Origin of the sequence: Nocardia sp. NPDC051030 (assembly GCF_040683015.1) — a bacterium.
Lineage (GTDB): Bacteria > Actinomycetota > Actinomycetes > Mycobacteriales > Mycobacteriaceae > Nocardia.
Genome location: NZ_JBFBCD010000007.1, coordinates 257,577 through 274,519, shown reverse-complemented (window position 1 = coordinate 274,519; position 16,943 = coordinate 257,577). Strand labels below are relative to the sequence as shown.

The following is a 16,943-nucleotide window of genomic DNA, read 5'->3' as shown; positions in this document are numbered from 1 at the left end:
GGCCCAACTGAAGGCTTCCGCCGTGTGAACCCCATCCCGTTGCCGCCACCGCCGCCCTGGGTCGAGCCGAAACCCGACCCCGGACCCTTCTGCTGACCTGGGCGTCCGAGCCGGACGGTTATCGTTGGACTCGTCACCTGGGTGACGGCGTGCGGGCCTGAGGGAGAATACGGACATGAGCAACACCAGCAGGAAGTCAAGAGAACAGCCCGGAGTATCCGCGGTCATGGATCCGGCGGGTACCACGGCACCCGCCGGCGGCTAGTTCGATGTCGAACCGGGAAGAGCCTGGACGGGAATCATTGCCGGGGCCCGGTCCCAAGCGTTTCGATGCGGTGGAACGGTTGCGCAAGAAGCTGGAAAGCATGAAGCCTGCCGAAACCCGTTCCCCGGAGGCGGGGGAGGACACGCCGAATCTCGTCCGGCTGCCCCGTCGTCCACGGCGCATGACGGAAGAAACCAGCGAGCGTCCCCAACCGGCTTGGCGTCCGGAAGGCGGCTCTGTCTACGACCCCGCGCCGACCAGGCCCGTGCTGCGCTCCGAACTCCAGCGCGAGACGGGATGGTGGCTGGCCGACCCAGGCTCCGCGCTTCCGGCTCCGGAGCACGACCAGCGCGGTGCCGAGCATGACGGCAGTGTCACCGACCTCGGCGCATTGCGAAGGAAGCGTGCCGGTGACGATGCCCCGGCCGCGGGCATCCGGCGCATGCCCAGGCCGCGCAGAATTGGACCTGTCGCAGGTCAAGGACCCGACACCGCCGGGGATCAGGACGACGGCCCCGATTCTCCCCGGCCGGACGGACCTGTTCGGCGGTAATGACTTTCGCGATGGGCGCTACGACCACTGCCCAGGCTGAAACACGTCAGTCCACTCGGCGGGCCAAGTGGCGAGAGCAATGATCGCCACGACGACCAAATGCACCGGCGCGGAAAAGCTTTCCTTGAGCCCATGATGGTTGACGATGTGCGTGACCACCGCGCCGGTCAACACGAGCACCAAGACCGCAGCCCCGAGAAACCGCGCCTCCTGATACGGGATCGCCAGCAAAACCGCACACACCCCCTCGATCCCACCGACAACGAACCGGAACCACCCCGGCCACCCCCAGTCCGGAAATTTGACCGAATACGCGGGCCCGAAAAACGTTGGCCCAGGCCAAAACTTGGTAGCCGCCCCCATCAGAAACTCGAAGGCGACAAACCAAAGAAACCCGGTAGCGACCCATCCGGGCCAGGTGTGCGCAATACCCATACCCCCACGACCATCCCCGCCCCCGCAATGTGACACGGGACTGGACAGGGCGGCCCGATGCAACCATGATCGTCCAGATATCGAGGTTCTCGGGGGTCGTGGCATGTCGTTGTTGGGAAAGTCCGCGCTGGCAATGGTGGTTCCCGCCGCCGCAGTGCTCGTGATCACCGGAGCCGGAACCGCGCATGCGAGCGGTGATCTCTACGGCGCGATCGCCGAGCAGTCGGATGGTGGCTTCCTAGGAGCCTCAGGAATCGGCGAGGCGATCGACTATCCCACCCAGGACGCCGCGAACCAGGCCGCCCTCACCGCATGCGAACGCCAGAACCCGCACTGCTTCGTCGGCATGGAGATTCACAACGAGTGCGGCGCGGTCGTCGAATTCGACATCCGGTCGGATCTGCTGAACACCGTCAGACCCGCCTACACCTTCGGAAAAGGCTCCACCGCCGCAGCCGCGGAACAAGCCGCGACCGATCAAGCGAACCGTATCGCGAACGACAACCCCGTCACCCCGCTGACCCTGTCCCGAGTCATCAAGCCACCCTTCGTCCTGGACACCCTCTGCACTTCGAACGCCGAATAAATGCTTCACACCCCTGCTCGGGGTGGTTCACGGGTTCGAATTTCGGGGGTCGAGCTGTAACAGTGATGCGGATCACCGGGGTGAATCGACGCGATTTTCGGGCCCATGACCTGTGGAAACCCAGGTGTGACAGAGGGTTTCCAAACGGTGTGACAGGCACACGACTTCCGTTTACAGCGGGTCGGCGCCGGATTCCAACCCGTATGAACAGCAATGGCGAAGGCGGTCACACCACGAGCCGACCGGATTCCTGTCTGCTCTGGTTGCTCGCTCCACGGTCTGGCCTTGCTGACCGGCTGAGGATCTTTCGGCCGGTCACGCCGTCGGCCCGGTGAGCCAATTGCCGTATCCGCGTTCGGTTCCCTGTTGGGCCAACGTCTCGAGCGCTGCGAGGACGCGCGGGTTGGCGAACCGGATCCAGGCGAAACCGGAGATGGCGATCACCACCGCGAGGGGCATGGTGAGGCCAACCTTGTAGCCCTTGTGGGGCGAGGTCAAGGCGATGAGTACGGGCAGGGTCAGACCGAGGGTCGCGAGTGCCAAGTAGAACCAGGACATCGCGAGCCCGGCGCGGCGGTGGGCACGTTCGTCGATGATCAGGCGATTCCAGCGGATGGCTTCGTCTGTGGTGGTCAGCGGAGGCAATTGCCGTGCACGCAGGCATTCGTAGAATTCGCGCATCCGCTCGCGGCCACCGAAACGTCTGCGTTCCCGCGCGAGGCTCACCGAGAAAACGGGCGTGAATATGACGATCAGAGGTACGCCGAACCAGCCGACCCCGGTCACCATCGCGATTCCCCATAGCACCGCGCATGCCATCGGCACGATTACCCAGAGCGGGGCAAAACGCAACTCTCGCAATCGCTCCATCGGGATGTCCGTCCTGGGATCAGTACTGGCGCATTTGAATGAGGGTGCCGTCGTAAGCGGCGGGGTCGGTGAGCCACAAGCTGACGGAGCCGCCGGGATGCGCGGCCGCTTCGCGCCACAGTTGAGCGAAGGAATAGCCGCTGTACCAGTCGCCGTTCGGACCCTGGAAGGCCGGGCTGTTCGAGTACCACGCGGGGTCGACGAATTGGTTTTGCGGCGTGGAGGTTTGGTCGATCCAGTCGGGAATCCCGGTGTTCGCGAGGAGGCTTGTCTCATTGTGGTCGAGCTCGACGTAGACGTAGCCCTCGTCCGCGTTGACCGCCAATTGGGCCGCCGATGCCGACCCGGCACCGAACACCACGGCGGTCGCTCCCGCCGCTATCGCACCGCTGATAATCCATCGTCGTGCAGTCATCTCACTACCGTCCTTTCGGTTGGTTCAGCGAATTTTCTGTATCCCGGAAGACTGTGTGGCCCCGGTTCCCGCGGGGCCACACAGCTGGTTCTCGGCTCGAAGTCCGGTCGTGCTCGAGAACCGTTCTTCTCCCTTCACGGCACATAGCGTGAGGTCTGCGTGCCGTGATGGGGAGTCTCGAGGGAACCGTTCAGCGGTGTCACGTCAGTCCACTGAGCCAGTTGTGCAGCCAGGATGTCGCGGTCTGTCCGTCTGCGACCGGGTAGCTGGCGTAGGACGCGTGCACCTGGGAGCGGTAGAACTGCTCCAGTTGGCTGATTCGGGTTTCGTTCGCTGCCGCGGTGAACTGGTTCTGCAGCGCGGGGAGGCCGCCCGCGGCGAGGAGATCGCCGACGATCGCCTCGGCCTCGAGCTGAATATTCAAGGTGTTCAATGGATTCGGATCCGAGAGTTGAGCCACGAATCCGGCGAACCGGGTGACGAAGTCTTCGGGGGGCGTCGCACAGTAGAGGTCGCCCTCCGCGCAGAAGGTGCGGACTTTCGATGCGAGAGCCCCGAATCCGCCGGGGCGGGGCCCGCTGGCTCCGGCTCCGGCCACGGGTGCGCCCACGAGCATGTCGCCGGGCGAGCGGCGCGGGTCGGAGATCAGGCCGACGGCGGCCATCCGCTCCGGGGCGACAACGCTTGTGCGGCTACCGATTTCCGCGGCGAGGTCGCCTGCGGCATCCGCGCCCTGGCTGTAGCCGAGCAATGCGATGCGGGTCGACGCGCAGGAATTCGCCATGTCGGCGACCATCGCACGCGCATTGCCGATGGCCTCCGCCTTGGACTGCCCGTACACCTCGCCTTCCCACGGGAACGCGGTGGCCGCGTAATTGACGTAATCGACGCGAACCGTCGTCGGCAGACCGGCGGTGACCGTATTCAGCAGTCCTGAATCCTCGCCCGCCGGACCGGATTCCGAGGTTTCCCAGGTTCCGGGGACGGCGACCACATAAAGGCCGGGGCACTCGGTGTCCGCAGCGGCGGAACCGGCTCCCACGACGAAGCCTGCCGCGGTTGTCGCAAGGGTTGCCGTCAGCGCCGTGAGAGTGGCGACTGCGATTCGGTGTCGGATCATTCGTCGTTCCCTCCTGGTGAATGCCGACCGGGGCATCGCCCCGGCCCGGCGTGGACACGGCGAGAGCGTGCTAGCCCAGGCCCGTCCGCTTCTGCTGATTTTTGAAGTGGGGTGGAGTCCGGTGGGCCGGAGAAGAGGCTTGCATTAGATGGACAGGACCGGCGTGGTCAGTTGGACCACGCCGGTCCTCTTGCCGTCGATCAGTCGCTGTCAGCGCGAGGGCAGAACCTCAGCAGGGTTCGTGCCGGCTCCCTCGAGCGCGCCCATCTGAGCTCCCATGATGCCGCCGGTAGCTCCGCCGATGACGGCTCCGGCGATACCGCCGATTACCATGCCGACCGGGCAGCCGATCAGGAAGATCGGGAGCCCGACAAGACATCCGGCGGCCACACTGACCAGTCCTCCGAACAATGCCCCCTTGAAGGCACCTTCCGCGCCACGCTGGAACATCTTCTCGAAGGTTCGGTCCCAGTCGCCCGTGTTGTCGGCAACCGGTTGAGCGATGTCCGCGGCGTCCGCGCCGTCCTGCTCGATAACCGGCGCTGCGGTGCTGTCGAATTCGGTGTCGGGCGTGACCGTGCTCGTGTCGTCGAACGGAAGGTCCACCGCGGCGGCCGGCAGCAGGGCCGCACGGACGGTTTCCTCGAACCCGACGCCACTGGCCGGGGTGAACAACGACATCAGTTGCGCGATCGGGTCACCATCCTGGCCCGGCAGAGCGATCGCCGCGGCCGCAGGCCCCTGATCGGTGGCCTCGGCATTGGCGGGCGAGGCGATCGCTGCGCCCGCGGCGGCCAGGGACAGTGCGACAGCGGCCGAGATCGCGGTCTTGCTGATTCGAGTACTGACACTCATGGGAACTCCTTACAGAGGATCCAGCGGAGGTGTTGTTGGGCGGGTTGCCGGTTCAACGATGTTGCGATTTGCTACTTGCCCCCGATGCTCGGGTTGGTCCCCGGCGTCGGTTCGGCAACTAGAGCTGGAACACCACTGGCAACGGAAGTGGTGTGCCAGTAACACCTGATTGGAAACCCATGGAACACCAGGGTTTACACAGGTCAAGAATGGGAAAAAGGACGGCTATACCCGACGTGAGCCGCGTCACGATGACAGAAAAATCGTCGTAGCAGCTGCTTGGTGAACCACTCGAGCAAGGCTGTGGCTATCGCGATCAGCGGTTTTGACGAGGGAGTTCGAAGCGGCGTATCAGGGCACGCCGGACCCAGAGGTCGACCGAGCCTGATGGATCAGGAGTGCGACTGGTGCAGGCTCGTAACCAGCGCGATGACCAGCAAGAGTGTGATCCCGGCGGCCATGATGGGGGTGATGGCCGGAGCGAGGTGACCGGTGGCGAGGGTGACGGTGTAGGTGACGATCGCAGCCAGGCCCGTCGCCTGCAGCACACGGGTGAGGATGTACTGGTGGTGGGCGGGCCGGATTCGATTGTCGATGGGTGCGATCGCGGCGAGGGCGAGCAGGACGGCGAAGGCGGTGGACGCGAATTCCGCGCTGGCGGGCAGGTCTGCGGTCTGCTCGATGGCGGAATTGGTGGCGAGGATGACGGCGATGGCGTCGGCGCCGAATGCGACAGCCAGCAGACGTGATTGAGTGACTCGGATTCCCCGGACACTGGCGAGCAGGGCGAGGGCGATCATGGCCCCGTCGGCGAGGGGGTACAGATAGGTCCGCAGGAGGAAGGTCTCGTCGGCGCCGTGCCGGGCGTGCGGAAGCGCGGAGAGGAGCCAGACCGCGCCGGGTACCGATAAGGCGGCAACGACGGTGAGCGCGACCGTTTGAACGGTATTCTCGCGCGCCGCGCTGGCGGTGGGGTTGTTTCGCAGGCGCAGCCACAACGCGATGATCATCAGCGGCGAGTAGGTGTGGAATCCGATTTCGGAGATCATCACGCCGTGCTGATTGCCGCCGATTTCGTAGGCGAGGATCCACCACACCATTGCCGCACCCCAGCACGCGCTGGCCAGGCAGGCGAAGACGAGCCAACGGCGTTCGAACTCCGCGGCCCGGAATGCGTGCAGGCCGAACGCGATGGCCGCGGCGATGGCGAACACGGCCTGAGTGAACACGGCAAGCCATCGATACGCCGTCGATTCCGTTGTCATCGCACCGGCCACGGCGGCCGGAAGGATCAGCCCGAACGCCAGGGCCGCGCATACCGGAATGAACCAGGGCAGCCGGGTGGGCGTCGGCGGGTCCGATCGCGGCGGGGCCTCGCCAGCGAGCTGCGCACGAGTCTGCGGCGTCCCGGTCGACGCCCACTGCCACAACGGTTCGACCTCAACGCTGTCGCCACCCAGAACCTGAGCGATCGCCGCGATCGAGGTCCACGACGGCAGCTTGCCCTGAGTAGAGAATGCCCGCGAAACGGTGGTGTGGCTGACCTGAGCCCGCATCGCGATCGTCCGCAAACTCAACTCCGAGTGTTCGCCACGCAGTTGCAAAAGCTGCTGCGTCAACGCCTCACGTCCCTGTTCGCGGTGGCCCACGGATCCGGATTCTAGGTGTCCTCATGTCACAGTGACACAGCCCACGCAGGCGAGTCCAACCGATTCCCATGCCTTTGACCTGTGGCAACCCAAGTGTGACAAGTTTTGCCAATCCCCGAATATCGGTGTTTCGAATGAACCCCTAAAACTGGGGACCGAAGTGCGGACCAAACAGATTGCTGGAAAGTTTCTGTGGTGCGCCGTCGCCAGCTGCGTCGCGGCCACCGCTCCATGCGGCACCGGCAGGGAAGGCGTGGCCTGTATCTGGTTGTTCCGCGGGGACTGTCCCCGGGCGCTGAACTGACCGGTAGGTAATGTGGTGAAATGCGTTTCAAACCAGGGGGATTCGAACGACGGACTCTCCCGGCATCTCTCCTGACACCACGCAGGCTGCGAACGGTGATGAATCTTGCTCCGTCTCTCCTGTTCCTCGGCGTACGCGTCGAGCGATTCGCCGAGGACTGGACGTCCGCGGAAATAAGCCTGCGCGTGCGCCGCTGGAATTCCAACCACAATGGCGCCGCACCAGGTTGGTCCCTATTCGCGATGACCGACCCCTTCTTCGGCATGATGGCCAACGGTCAACTAGGCCAGGGCTATCGGATCTGGAACACAACCGCCGAGATCGAGTTCATCGCCCCCGGCCGCGGCACCGTCCGCTCCACAATGCTGATGCCCCACAACCTCGTAGACGACATCCGCCAAACCACCGCCAACGGCGCGAAGTCGATCACCGAGCACGAGACGCAGATCGTCGACGCGACCGGTGCCCTGGTCGCCCGTGCCCGCCAGCAGCTCTACGTCAGAAAGACGCAACCGGCCCCGGCAACCCACTCCTGATCCTCCGAACCCACTGATCCAGGAATACGCCCGCCACAACGGCCACGCTGACCTTCTCCGAGAACGAATCGACGGCCAGACCGGCGCATAAGCCCGCACACCAAACACCTGGTCCTCATCAACCGCTGCCGTGACGCCCGCTGCCATGTTGTGACACTCATACTTGAACATGTTCAAGAGATGGCCTAGCCTCGCAGTTGAACACGTTCAAATCTGCAGGGAGCTGGGATAATGAATCTTGTCGTCGTCACTTACGCGGCCTATACGATCATCAGTTTGGCGGTCACATTCTGGGTGGCGCGGGTCCTGCATCGCCATGGCGCGCGGTTTCTGGTCGATGTGATGAATGGAGACCAGGACCTCGCCGAAGCTGTGAATCATCTGCTGGTTATTGGGTTCTGGCTCGTCAACGCGGGGTTCGTGGCGCTGGCCTTGCGTATCAGCGTCCCGGTCATCGATGGGCGCGTCGCGATCGAGGAACTTGCCAGGAAACTTGGCATGGTTCTGCTTGTATTGGGCGGCATGCACTTCGCAAACCTGATCGCCCTGAACAAGATCCGCCGCAACAGGCATTGGGAGCAGCAGGCTGCTGTCCCGCCGACTTCGGTCGACGCTGCCCTACTAGCCTGAGCCGCATGCCCCGCCCCGAGCCCACGACCGCGCGCGGTGAGGAAACTCGCCGGCAGATCATCGACGCCGCCCTGCGCTTGTTCGAGCAGAACGGCTTTACGAAGACCACCATGCGCGCGATCGCGGGCGAAGCCGGTGTCAGCGTCGGCAACGCGTACTACTACTTCGCATCCAAGGAACAGCTGGTCCAGGGTTTCTACGAACACATCCAAGCCCTGCATCAGCAGCAGGTCGAGCTGGCCCCCCGCAGCGACTCCCTCGCCGCCCGATGGCAGACGATGGAAATGGCCTTCGTCGACGTAGCCGCGCCCTACCACGAGTTCGGCGGCAAGTTCTTCGCCATCGCCGCCGAACCCACCAGCCCGCTCAGCCCGTTCAGCGACGAAAGCCGCCCCGCCCGACAGGCATCCACCACCATCATGAGCGACCTGGTCATCGGCACCGATGTCAAGGGTGACAAGCGGCTGATGGCCGAGCTACCGAATCTGCTGTGGCTGGCTCACATGGGCATCGTCCTTTTCTGGGTCCACGACCGCAGCCCCGACCAGGAACGCACCCGACTGCTGATCCGCCGAACCGCCCCACTCGTCGAACGCATCGTGGCACTCTCGAGACTCCGTCCACTGCGCCCCGTCCTCTACCCGGCCCTGGATCTCATCCAGGAGTTCAGCAACTGATCGGCCGCACCGCCGACGCAAGGCATCGGGCCCACCGCCGAACGGCATTACGCACAGGTTGGGCGTGTCGAAGACTCGACGCGCCCAACCTGGGTTTTCGTACCGGACAACACGGGTATTTGCCACGGATGTCGGATATGAACAAGCGCAATCTTGTCTATTTCGAGCATCCTTCGATGCGAGGGCTGTACGCCTGCATGGACGAGTGGCAGCAGGCCAATAGCCAACGGTTGATGTCGATCAGCGTTCAGCGAGATGGCGGTAACTACTGCTGCATCGCCCTGACGAACCCGGCCGAGGTGGTCATCACGAGCGTGGATGGAATGCATCACGCGAGTGTCAACCGCTTCGGCTTCCTGGCCGTCACGGGCGAATAACCGATCGCCGACTGCCTACCGGGGGCGGATTGCATTGTGTCGGTGCAGGTTAGGGCTCGAGCACGATCTTGCCGTGGGTGTGTCGGCGTTCGAGTTCGGTGTAGGCCTGGCGGACCTGTGTCAACGGGTAGACGTTCGCGATCGGGACTTCGAGGTGTCCCTCGGCGATCAGGGCGGCCAATTCGGCGAGTACCTCACCGCCCGGCCGGGCGGTGGTTCCGGGTTCGGTCTTGACTCCGTACTTCGCGGCCGCTGCGAAATCGGCGATCGTGTCGATCCGCTCGACGGCGACGCCTAGAGCAAGGGCCAGTTCGACGTACCCGCCGCCGTGGGTGTCGATGAAGGCATCGATGCCGCCCGGTGCGGCGGCCTCGAGCCGGTCGATGACGCCGTCACCGTAGACGACCGGGATCACGCCGTGGCGTTGCAGCCACTCGTGGTTGTGCTCGCTCGCCAGGCCGATGACCGTGGCCCCGGCACGGCGCGCGAGCTGAACGGCGAGCGAGCCGACTCCTCCGGCCGCGGCGGAGACGACAACGGTTTCCCCTTTGTCGAGTTGCGCGGAATGTACTGCGCCCCAGGCAGTTACCCCGGCGACGTAGAGGCCGCCAGCCACCTCCCAAGGGACGTCGTTCGGTTTGGGTGTGAGGTTCTCGACGTCGACCAGGACCAATTCGGCTTGTGCGGCTCGCTTCTCGGAGAACCCGATCACCTCGTCGCCGACCGAGAATCGCTCGACTCCGACGCCGACTTCCGCCACAACCCCGGCGAGATCGCTGCCCTGCCCGGACGGAAAGGTCGAGGGAAAGATGTCAGCCATCGCACCCGTTCGAATGGCTGCCTCACCGGGGTTGATGCCTGCCGCCTTGACCCGCACGAGGACCTGCTCGTTCCCCGGCACAGGGTGGTCGATCTCGTCGACTCGCAAGACCTCGATTCCGCCGAACTCGTCGTATCTGACTGCCTTCACCAGGGCACCGTTCCGGCGTCGTCGAAGAATCCGCCGGTCGGGCCGTCGTCTGGCAGGGTCGCGAGGCGAATCGCGATGGCCGCACCCTGTTGCGGTGTACGGACGCCGCGAAAACCGTTCAGGTCGGTGGCGGTGAAACCAGGGCAACCGCTGTTGATCAAGATATTGGTGTCGCTCAACTCTTTGACGTATTGGATCGTGACGGCGTTGAGAAACGTCTTCGATGCCATGTACGCGGTGATGGCGAACGAACCGATCTCCGTACTGGGCAGACCGGGCGTGGTTTGCAGGGTGAGCGAACCGACGCTACTGGACATGTTCACGATCCGCGGAGATGCGGAATCGCGCAGCATCGGCAGCATCGCGTTGGTGACCCGGATGACACCGATCACGTTGGTTTCCACGACATTCCGCAGAGTCGCGGGATCTACCGTGGTGGGTGTCTGCGGATGATCACCGACGATCGCCGCGTTATTGACCAAGACGTCCAGACCTCCGGCGTGGTCGGCGATAAAACCGGCCGCAGCGGCCACACTCGCGTCGTCGGTCACGTCGAGCGGCACACCGAACGCGTCGGCCCCGGCCGCGCACAGCTTCTCCACCGCGTCGTCGCGGCGTTGCCGATCACGCGCGCCCACCCCGATTCGCCAGCCGAGCGCGCCCAGGCCAGCCGCGATCTCGTATCCGATTCCCTTGTTCGCGCCGGTCACCAGCGCAATCGTTCGTTCACTCACACCGCTGATCCTGCGGCGGTTGCGGTTGCCGCGTCCAAGACCGATCGGGTGGGCGGCAATACCGCACGGGTATTGGTCGTGGTCATCGCCGGATACCATGACCTGATGGAGACGCGAGAGATGCGATATTTCGTCGCCGTCGCCGAGGAATTGCACTTCGGGCGTGCGGCACAACGGCTTTCGATCGCGCAACCGCCACTATCGCGAGCCATCCAGCAACTCGAACGGCGACTCGGAGTCGTCCTGCTACACCGCACCTCTCGCGCGATCACTTTGACCGAGGCCGGGACAGTGCTGCTGCGAGAGGCCCGGACCGCACTCGACGCGGTCGAAGCCGCCGAACAACGAACCCGCCGCGCCGCGGCCGACCGGCCCGGTGTGGTGCTGGCCACCAAGGCCGGAGCATCCAGGGAACTGTTGTCGAAACTGCTGGATGCCTACGCCGCCGAACCGGGCGCTGTCGCAGTCGAGGTGATGCTGTGCGGGCCCGGCGAACCGGAAGCCCTGCTGCGCAACGGACGTGCCGACGTTGCCCTGCTCCATCGCCCATACGACACGACAGCCGGATTCGACACCGAGGACCTGCACACCGAACAGCAGGTCGTGGTCCTGCCCGCGGGCCATCCCCTCGCCACCCGGGCGCATCTGCCGTTAGCTGAGGTCCACACCCTGACGAACCTGCCCCTGCCGCGCTGGCCCGGACGAGATGGCAGCTACCCGGACGGCCCCGGCCCACAGGTGCGCGACCACACCCAACTACTCCAACTGATCGCCCTCGGCCTGGCCTGCGCGATCGTGCCCGAGTCGCTGCGAACCCAGCTACGCGACGATCACGCCGTCGTGCCCGTGCCAGACGCACCGCCCGTCACGACCGTCATCGCGTGGCCACCACACAGCAGATCCAAAGCCGTCGCCGACCTCGTCCACACCGCGACCCGCCTCTAACCGACAAGCGGTTCTGCTGAGCGACCGCGGTGAGGGTAGGCGCCCAACCTGAGTTTTCGTACCGGCGTGCGGCAGTGGCCGTCCACCACTAACCCGATTCGCCCCACCCTACTTCGCTGATTCGGCCAGCTCTCGCAATCGCTCCAGATCTCGAATCAGGTTGTGGCGCAATAGCCATCCCAGTAGTAGCACCACGATGCGCTCGCTGCCGCGAGGCTGTAGCCGGGTCTCGAGCCGGACGATGCAGTCTCCGGCGGCGGTCGGTGTCACCGCGCGGGAGCCGGTTGCGGCGACGCCGCTCGTTGTGCGCCAGGTGAATCTCGCACCCGGATCGACGGCTATGACTTCACCGTCGTTGTGGTAGGTGCGTCCGCCGAACCGGAGTTCCTCTGCGGTGCGAGTACCGGTGGTGACGAGTCCGACCGGTCGCGGGTCCATGGTTGCCACGCCCCGGCGCCATCGTGGGTCATTGCCGTAGTCGGCGAGTAGTTCCCACACCTGTTCGGCCGGACGAGCGATGCGAGTTTCGGCGATCAGCGCGGTCATCGGTTCATCTCGAGTGCGGCGAGCATTGCGGGCGTATCGATGTAGGCGTCGTAGCGGGCGACGAGCCCGGTACGCAGATGCCAGATGTGAACTTCGGGGATGTCGAAGGCCGTGCCGTTCTTGGTGCTGCCGACGGTTCGGCCGATTTGGATCACGTCGTCACCGGCGGCGAAGATGCGTTCGGCAACGACCTTGCTGTCGATATTGGCCTGACGCTTTGTGTGCAGGTCAACCAGGAAGAAATCGCCCCTGCGGCATGCGAATTCGGTGTGTGGGGTCGCGTTGGCGAGGAAGATTGGCGGGGACGGCGCAAGTAGGGAGGTCTCATGGAAACCCACACCGACGAGATCGCCGAAGATATCTACCGCATCTCTACCTTCGTTCCCGAGATCGGGCCAACCGGCTTCACCTTCAATCAGTTCCTCATCGATGCCGAGGAACCGTTGTTGTTCCACGCCGGTATGCGTGCGTTGTTCCCGCTGGTTTCCGCGGAAATCGCGCGGATCATGCCGGTGGAGCGGTTGCGCTGGATCACCTTCGGTCATGTGGAAGCGGACGAATGCGGAGCAATGAACCTCTTCCTCGCTGCCGCACCACATGCGCAGGTGGCCCACGGTGAGCTCGGCTGCCTCGTCTCGATCGACGATATGGCGGATCGGCTGCCGCGTCGGCTGGCCGACGGTGAAGTCATCGATCTCGGTGACCGTCGAGTACGACATCTGGATACTCCGCACGCGCCGCACAACTGGGAGGCGCGCGTGCTGTACGAGGAGACCACCGGCGTGCTGTTCTGCGGTGACCTCATGACCCAGCTGGGAAATGGCCCGGCCCTGACCGATTCCAATCTGGTCGAACAGGCGGCCGTCGCGGAGGACGCGTTCCACGCCACCTCGTTAGGGCCCGCCGTGCCCGCCACTCTGCACCGGCTGGCGGATTTGGCACCCACAACGCTGGCGATCATGCACGGCTCCAGCTTCACCGGAGACGGTGCCAGCGCGCTGCGCAATCTAGCCACGGTCTACCAGGCCCGCTTGGACGCCTGATCGCCCGTGTCTGGGCCGTGGCCCATTGGATCGGCTCGGCATTATGGGCATAGCGGCTGTGGATGGCTTGGTCAGAGCACCAGATCGGTGAGTTGATCCCAGTCGAGTTGGATACGGATCGGGAGGTCGACAGCGAGGGCGGTGCCGGGCTTGAGGATTCGGGCGAGTCGGTAGTGGCCTACGCCGTGGTCGAGGGCGTATGTCTCGATGGCGGTTACCTCGGTGTCCGACACGCTTACCAGCCAGTACCAGGGGATTTTCGCTCTGGAATGAGGAGCTGTGCCTGTCCAGCATGTACTGGGTAGCGTCCCTGGCCCCCACATCGACGCCCCACCGGTGTGGGTGTGATGGTTGAACGAAGCCGGGTGTTTCGCTGTAGGCGGGCGAGCAGTTCGTGCGTGTTCAGCAGACGGTTTTTGCGATTCTGTCGATGGCGTGTGACGTGGCGATGACCGTGTTCAGGGTTTCGACGAACGCGGACACCTGCGGGGAGAGAAAGTTTTCGAGCAGGCGAATTGCAGGCAGTTGGCGGCCATCTCAATGTTGACCGCATGGGTCTTTGGAGCTGTGAGCTCGAATGGCTCACTGACGCAGGCAATTGTCTAGATGTATTGACCACGGGCGTTGTTGGCAAGTGGGCGGGGTGATTCTGTCTTTTGCTTCCGGCTGTCACCCGGCTCTTGTGCGGTCAGCCAGCGGTGACGGCCTCAGCAGGGTCTGTCTCGTCCGCGACCGCGCCGGGGGTGTTCTTGGGGCCGAGGAGAGCGATGTAGACGAGTAGGGCGCCCATGATGGCGGCGCCTGCCCACATCGCCTGCTGCCAGCCGTCGACGAAGGACTGGTGGGCTGCGCGGAGCAGGTCCTGTGCGTGCGGGCCGGTGCTGGCCGCCGCTTCGACGGCGTTCGCGACGCCTTCCCGGGCGGTGTCAGCGGCTCCCTGGGGGATACCGTGCAGCCTGTCGTCGATAGCGCTGCGGTAGCCGGCGGACACGAGCGCGCCGAGCAGGGCGACGCCGAGTGCGGTGCCGAACTCGCGGGTGACGTCGTTGAGGGCGGAAGCGACACCTTGTTTCTCGCGCGGCAGGGAGGCGGTGATGACCTCCGTGGACGGGGTCATCGACAGACCCATACCGACGCCCATGGCGAGCAGGCCGGGCAGGACGGAGATGTAGCCGCCGCTGACGGAGACGAACAGCGCCATGAGCGCCATGCCGGCGCAGGCCAGTGCGATGCCAACGACCATGGTCGAGCGTGCGCCGATACCCGCGGCCAGCTTGGGGGCCAGGCCGGAGGCCATCATCATCGCGAGGGCCATGGGCATCATCGCGACCGTGGACAGCAGGCCCGACCAGCCGAGTACGGCCTGGAAGAACGGGAAGAGGACCACGCCGATGCCCGCCTGGACACCGAAGACCACCAGCAGAGTGAGCGAGCCGCCCGACAGTCCGCGCTCCCGGAACAGCCGCACCTGCAGCAGCGCGGCGTCGCGGCGGTGCAGCTCCCAGGCCACGAAGCCGACGGCGGCGACGAGGCCGACGGTCAGGCTGATCAGTGTCGCGGGCGCGGTCCAGCCGCGTTCGGGGCCTTCCTGCAGGACGAAGATGAGGCCGGTCACGGCGATCACGCAGACAAGGGCGCCGACGGTGTCGAAGCGGTGGGCCGAGGTCTCACGGGAGTTGGGAATCGACTTCGCCGTCATGGCCAGGGCCGCAAGGGTCAGGGCCACCGGCAAAGCGAACAGCCAGCGCCAGGAGGCGACGTCAACGAGGAGGGCGGAGAGGAACATGCCCAGGATGCCGCCACCGCCAGCGACGCCGGTCCATACGCCGATCGCCTTGCCGCGCTGCTCGTCGGGGAAGGTAGAGGTGATGACGGCGAGAGTGATCGGCATGATCATCGCGGCGCCGATACCGCTGGCGACGCGTGCGGCAATCATCACCTCTGCCGTGGGGGCCAGGGCCGAGACGACGGTGGCGACGCCGAAGACGCCCAGTCCGGCGAGGAGCGTGGGCTTGCGGCCCAGGCGGTCGCCGACGGCGCCGAGCGGCAGCAGCAGGGCGGCCAGGGCGAGGGTGTAGATGTTGATGATCCACAGGACCGTGCTCTGGGAAGCGTCGAATTCCACGGCCATGTGGGTCTGCGCGACGTTCAGCCCGGTCACCGAGGCGATCACCGCCATCAGGGCGATCGAGACGGTGATCAGGATCGAGCGCAGCTGCCGCGCATCAGGGGCACCCCCGCCGGCCTGCGTGGCCTGTACGGATTGGTTCGTACTCATGGATTCCTCTCGAAATGGGCATGCCGAGTCAGCGCCGGAGCAGGGCCGGTCGCTGGGCGAAGGGGATGGGCGGGGCCCCGGGCCGTCGCACGCATCGAGGGTGTGCGGGACCTGGTGCCGAGCCGGATGTCAGAGGGCGGGAGTTTCGCCCTGGGTTGCGGCGAGGGCCGCGTTGGTGTCCGCGGTGGCCAGCATGCTGTTGATGTGGGCGCCGGCCAGGGCACCGGCCGCCGCGGAGGCGCCGACCTGGGCGGCGAGGTCGGTGGCGTTGCCCGCCACCCACACGCCCGGCACCTCGGTGGTGCCTGCCATGCCGGAGGCGACGCGGCGGCCCATGTTGTCGGGCAGGTCCTCCACCGGCAGCTTCAGACCATCCAGGCCCTCGGTGCGGGCTTCCATCCGGGTGGCGACCGCGAGCACGCGGCGGGCCACGACCTGGCCGTCGGTCAGGCGCAACCCGGCGAGGGTGCCGTCCTCGTTGTTGACGACCTCCCGCACCGGGGTGTCGACGATGTGGATGTTGCGGGCGGCGAAGCGGGCGCGGGTGTCCTCATCCAGGTCGATGCCCTGGGTGAAGTAGGTCAGGTCCGCGGTCAGCTGTCGGAACAGGAAGGCGTGGCCGATGGAGGCCGGGCCGGTGGCGAGGATGCCGATGGGCTCATCGCGCACCTCCCAGCCGTGGCAGTACGGGCAGTGCACCACACCGTGGCCCCAGTGCTCGGCGAGGCCGGGGACCTCGGGCAGCACATCTGTGAGGCCGGTGGCCACCAGGACCCGGCGCGCGGTCACGCTTCGGCCGTCGGCCAGGGTGATGGTGAACCGCAGATCCCCGTCCGTCGACGGGGCGGCGGGCTCGGCCGCGGCCACCTCGCCGAAGACGACGCGCCCTCCGTACTGGCGCACCTGCTCCCGGCCCCGCCGCAGGATCTCGGGGGGCGGTGTGCCGTCCAAAACGATGAAGCCGTGCATGGCCTCCGCTGGCGCGTTGCGCGGGGAGCCGCTGTCGATCACGACGACCGAGCGGCGGGAGCGGGCGAGCATCAGCGCACCATTGAGCCCCGCGGCGCCGCCACCGATCACCACCGCGTCGACGGTCCCACCGAGCAGTGCGTCACTCGCGTACGGAGAAGTTGTCACAGCCATGGCCTCCTGCCT

The 16,943-nt window shown here is 65.5% G+C and carries 22 protein-coding genes; 9 read left to right on the top strand and 13 right to left on the bottom strand.

The genetic code is table 11. The features are described 5' to 3' along the window. The first annotated feature begins 365 nt into the window (after positions 1 to 365). The gene (locus AB0N05_RS24945) at positions 366 to 818 is read left to right on the top strand and encodes a hypothetical protein (protein ID WP_364698245.1); all 453 of its coding nucleotides are present in this window, start codon (positions 366 to 368) and stop codon (positions 816 to 818) included. An 18-nt stretch (positions 819 to 836) separates the two neighbouring features. Here AB0N05_RS24945 and AB0N05_RS24940 read toward each other — a convergent pair whose 3' ends face one another. After that, on the bottom strand, positions 837 to 1,253 hold the full coding sequence (locus tag AB0N05_RS24940) for a DoxX family protein (RefSeq protein WP_364698244.1): 417 nt from the start codon (positions 1,251 to 1,253) through the stop codon (positions 837 to 839). 103 nt (positions 1,254 to 1,356) lie between these two features. Here AB0N05_RS24940 and AB0N05_RS24935 point away from each other — a divergent pair, with 103 nt between their 5' ends. Then, on the top strand, positions 1,357 to 1,839 hold the full coding sequence (locus AB0N05_RS24935; protein ID WP_364698243.1) for a DUF4189 domain-containing protein: 483 nt from the start codon (positions 1,357 to 1,359) through the stop codon (positions 1,837 to 1,839). A 315-nt stretch (positions 1,840 to 2,154) separates the two neighbouring features. Here the strand turns inward: AB0N05_RS24935 and AB0N05_RS24930 are convergent, their stop codons facing one another. The 5 genes from AB0N05_RS24930 to AB0N05_RS24910 form a co-directional block, all read right to left on the bottom strand. Then, entirely contained in the window at positions 2,155 to 2,709 is a 555-nt protein-coding gene (locus tag AB0N05_RS24930; RefSeq protein WP_364698242.1) for a hypothetical protein, read from the bottom strand. 19 nt (positions 2,710 to 2,728) lie between these two features. Next, positions 2,729 to 3,124: a hypothetical protein gene (locus AB0N05_RS24925; RefSeq protein ID WP_364698241.1), complete on the bottom strand. Its 396-nt coding sequence runs from the start codon at positions 3,122 to 3,124 to the stop codon at positions 2,729 to 2,731. A 199-nt stretch (positions 3,125 to 3,323) separates the two neighbouring features. Continuing rightward, a complete protein-coding gene (locus AB0N05_RS24920) occupies positions 3,324 to 4,244 on the bottom strand; it encodes a cutinase family protein (protein ID WP_364698240.1) in 921 nt (306 codons plus the stop codon). A 210-nt stretch (positions 4,245 to 4,454) separates the two neighbouring features. Then, entirely contained in the window at positions 4,455 to 5,099 is a 645-nt protein-coding gene (locus AB0N05_RS24915) for a hypothetical protein (protein ID WP_364698239.1), read from the bottom strand. Between the two features lie 392 nt (positions 5,100 to 5,491). Further along, positions 5,492 to 6,748, bottom strand: coding sequence for a helix-turn-helix transcriptional regulator (locus AB0N05_RS24910; RefSeq protein WP_364698238.1), 1,257 nt, complete (start codon positions 6,746 to 6,748; stop codon positions 5,492 to 5,494). Positions 6,749 to 7,150: 402 nt separating this feature from the next. On the opposite strand from AB0N05_RS24910, the gene AB0N05_RS24905 reads away from it, so the two are divergent. The 5 genes from AB0N05_RS24905 to AB0N05_RS24885 all read left to right on the top strand — a co-directional run bounded on the left by AB0N05_RS24905 (position 7,151) and on the right by AB0N05_RS24885 (position 9,272). Next, the gene (locus AB0N05_RS24905) at positions 7,151 to 7,588 is read left to right on the top strand and encodes a DUF4442 domain-containing protein (RefSeq protein WP_364698407.1); all 438 of its coding nucleotides are present in this window, start codon (positions 7,151 to 7,153) and stop codon (positions 7,586 to 7,588) included. Beyond that, a complete protein-coding gene (locus tag AB0N05_RS24900; RefSeq protein ID WP_364698237.1) occupies positions 7,515 to 7,679 on the top strand; it encodes a DUF664 domain-containing protein in 165 nt (54 codons plus the stop codon). The genes AB0N05_RS24905 and AB0N05_RS24900 overlap by 74 nt, the downstream gene beginning before the upstream one ends. 140 nt (positions 7,680 to 7,819) lie before the next feature. Continuing rightward, the gene (locus AB0N05_RS24895) at positions 7,820 to 8,218 is read left to right on the top strand and encodes a hypothetical protein (protein ID WP_364698236.1); all 399 of its coding nucleotides are present in this window, start codon (positions 7,820 to 7,822) and stop codon (positions 8,216 to 8,218) included. A 5-nt stretch (positions 8,219 to 8,223) separates the two neighbouring features. Beyond that, on the top strand, positions 8,224 to 8,895 hold the full coding sequence (locus AB0N05_RS24890) for a TetR family transcriptional regulator (RefSeq protein ID WP_364698235.1): 672 nt from the start codon (positions 8,224 to 8,226) through the stop codon (positions 8,893 to 8,895). Between the two features lie 137 nt (positions 8,896 to 9,032). Next, positions 9,033 to 9,272 (top strand): hypothetical protein, encoded by a 240-nt coding sequence (locus tag AB0N05_RS24885; RefSeq protein ID WP_364698234.1) that lies wholly within the window; start codon positions 9,033 to 9,035, stop codon positions 9,270 to 9,272. A 49-nt stretch (positions 9,273 to 9,321) separates the two neighbouring features. Here the strand turns inward: AB0N05_RS24885 and AB0N05_RS24880 are convergent, their stop codons facing one another. Together AB0N05_RS24880 and AB0N05_RS24875 are read right to left on the bottom strand one after the other, a co-directional pair. Next, positions 9,322 to 10,245 carry an NADP-dependent oxidoreductase gene (locus tag AB0N05_RS24880; RefSeq protein WP_364698406.1) on the bottom strand — a complete coding sequence of 308 codons (924 nt, stop codon included), beginning with the start codon at positions 10,243 to 10,245 and terminating at the stop codon, positions 9,322 to 9,324. Next, positions 10,239 to 10,976, bottom strand: coding sequence for an SDR family oxidoreductase (locus tag AB0N05_RS24875; protein ID WP_364698233.1), 738 nt, complete (start codon positions 10,974 to 10,976; stop codon positions 10,239 to 10,241). The genes AB0N05_RS24880 and AB0N05_RS24875 overlap by 7 nt, the downstream gene beginning before the upstream one ends. A gap of 105 nt (positions 10,977 to 11,081) precedes the next feature. On the opposite strand from AB0N05_RS24875, the gene AB0N05_RS24870 reads away from it, so the two are divergent. After that, positions 11,082 to 11,921 (top strand): LysR family transcriptional regulator, encoded by an 840-nt coding sequence (locus tag AB0N05_RS24870; RefSeq protein WP_364698232.1) that lies wholly within the window; start codon positions 11,082 to 11,084, stop codon positions 11,919 to 11,921. Positions 11,922 to 12,029: 108 nt separating this feature from the next. Here the strand turns inward: AB0N05_RS24870 and AB0N05_RS24865 are convergent, their stop codons facing one another. Next, entirely contained in the window at positions 12,030 to 12,467 is a 438-nt protein-coding gene (locus tag AB0N05_RS24865; RefSeq protein WP_364698231.1) for an SRPBCC family protein, read from the bottom strand. Then, positions 12,464 to 12,805, bottom strand: a complete 342-nt coding sequence (locus AB0N05_RS24860; RefSeq protein WP_364698230.1) for a hypothetical protein — start codon at positions 12,803 to 12,805, stop codon at positions 12,464 to 12,466. The genes AB0N05_RS24865 and AB0N05_RS24860 overlap by 4 nt, the downstream gene beginning before the upstream one ends. Between AB0N05_RS24860 and AB0N05_RS24855 the strand changes: the two genes are divergently transcribed. Beyond that, positions 12,794 to 13,510: an MBL fold metallo-hydrolase gene (locus AB0N05_RS24855; protein ID WP_364698229.1), complete on the top strand. Its 717-nt coding sequence runs from the start codon at positions 12,794 to 12,796 to the stop codon at positions 13,508 to 13,510. The two genes, AB0N05_RS24860 and AB0N05_RS24855, sit on opposite strands and share 12 nt — an antisense overlap. 71 nt (positions 13,511 to 13,581) lie before the next feature. Here the strand turns inward: AB0N05_RS24855 and AB0N05_RS24850 are convergent, their stop codons facing one another. The 3 genes from AB0N05_RS24850 to AB0N05_RS24840 all read right to left on the bottom strand — a co-directional run bounded on the left by AB0N05_RS24850 (position 13,582) and on the right by AB0N05_RS24840 (position 16,931). Continuing rightward, on the bottom strand, positions 13,582 to 13,743 hold the full coding sequence (locus AB0N05_RS24850; protein ID WP_364698228.1) for a hypothetical protein: 162 nt from the start codon (positions 13,741 to 13,743) through the stop codon (positions 13,582 to 13,584). A 455-nt stretch (positions 13,744 to 14,198) separates the two neighbouring features. Further along, entirely contained in the window at positions 14,199 to 15,788 is a 1,590-nt protein-coding gene (locus AB0N05_RS24845; RefSeq protein WP_364698227.1) for an MFS transporter, read from the bottom strand. A 129-nt stretch (positions 15,789 to 15,917) separates the two neighbouring features. Beyond that, complete coding sequence (locus AB0N05_RS24840; protein ID WP_364698226.1) at positions 15,918 to 16,931, bottom strand: NAD(P)/FAD-dependent oxidoreductase; 1,014 nt, start codon at positions 16,929 to 16,931, stop codon at positions 15,918 to 15,920. Between the last annotated feature and the right edge of the window lie 12 nt (positions 16,932 to 16,943).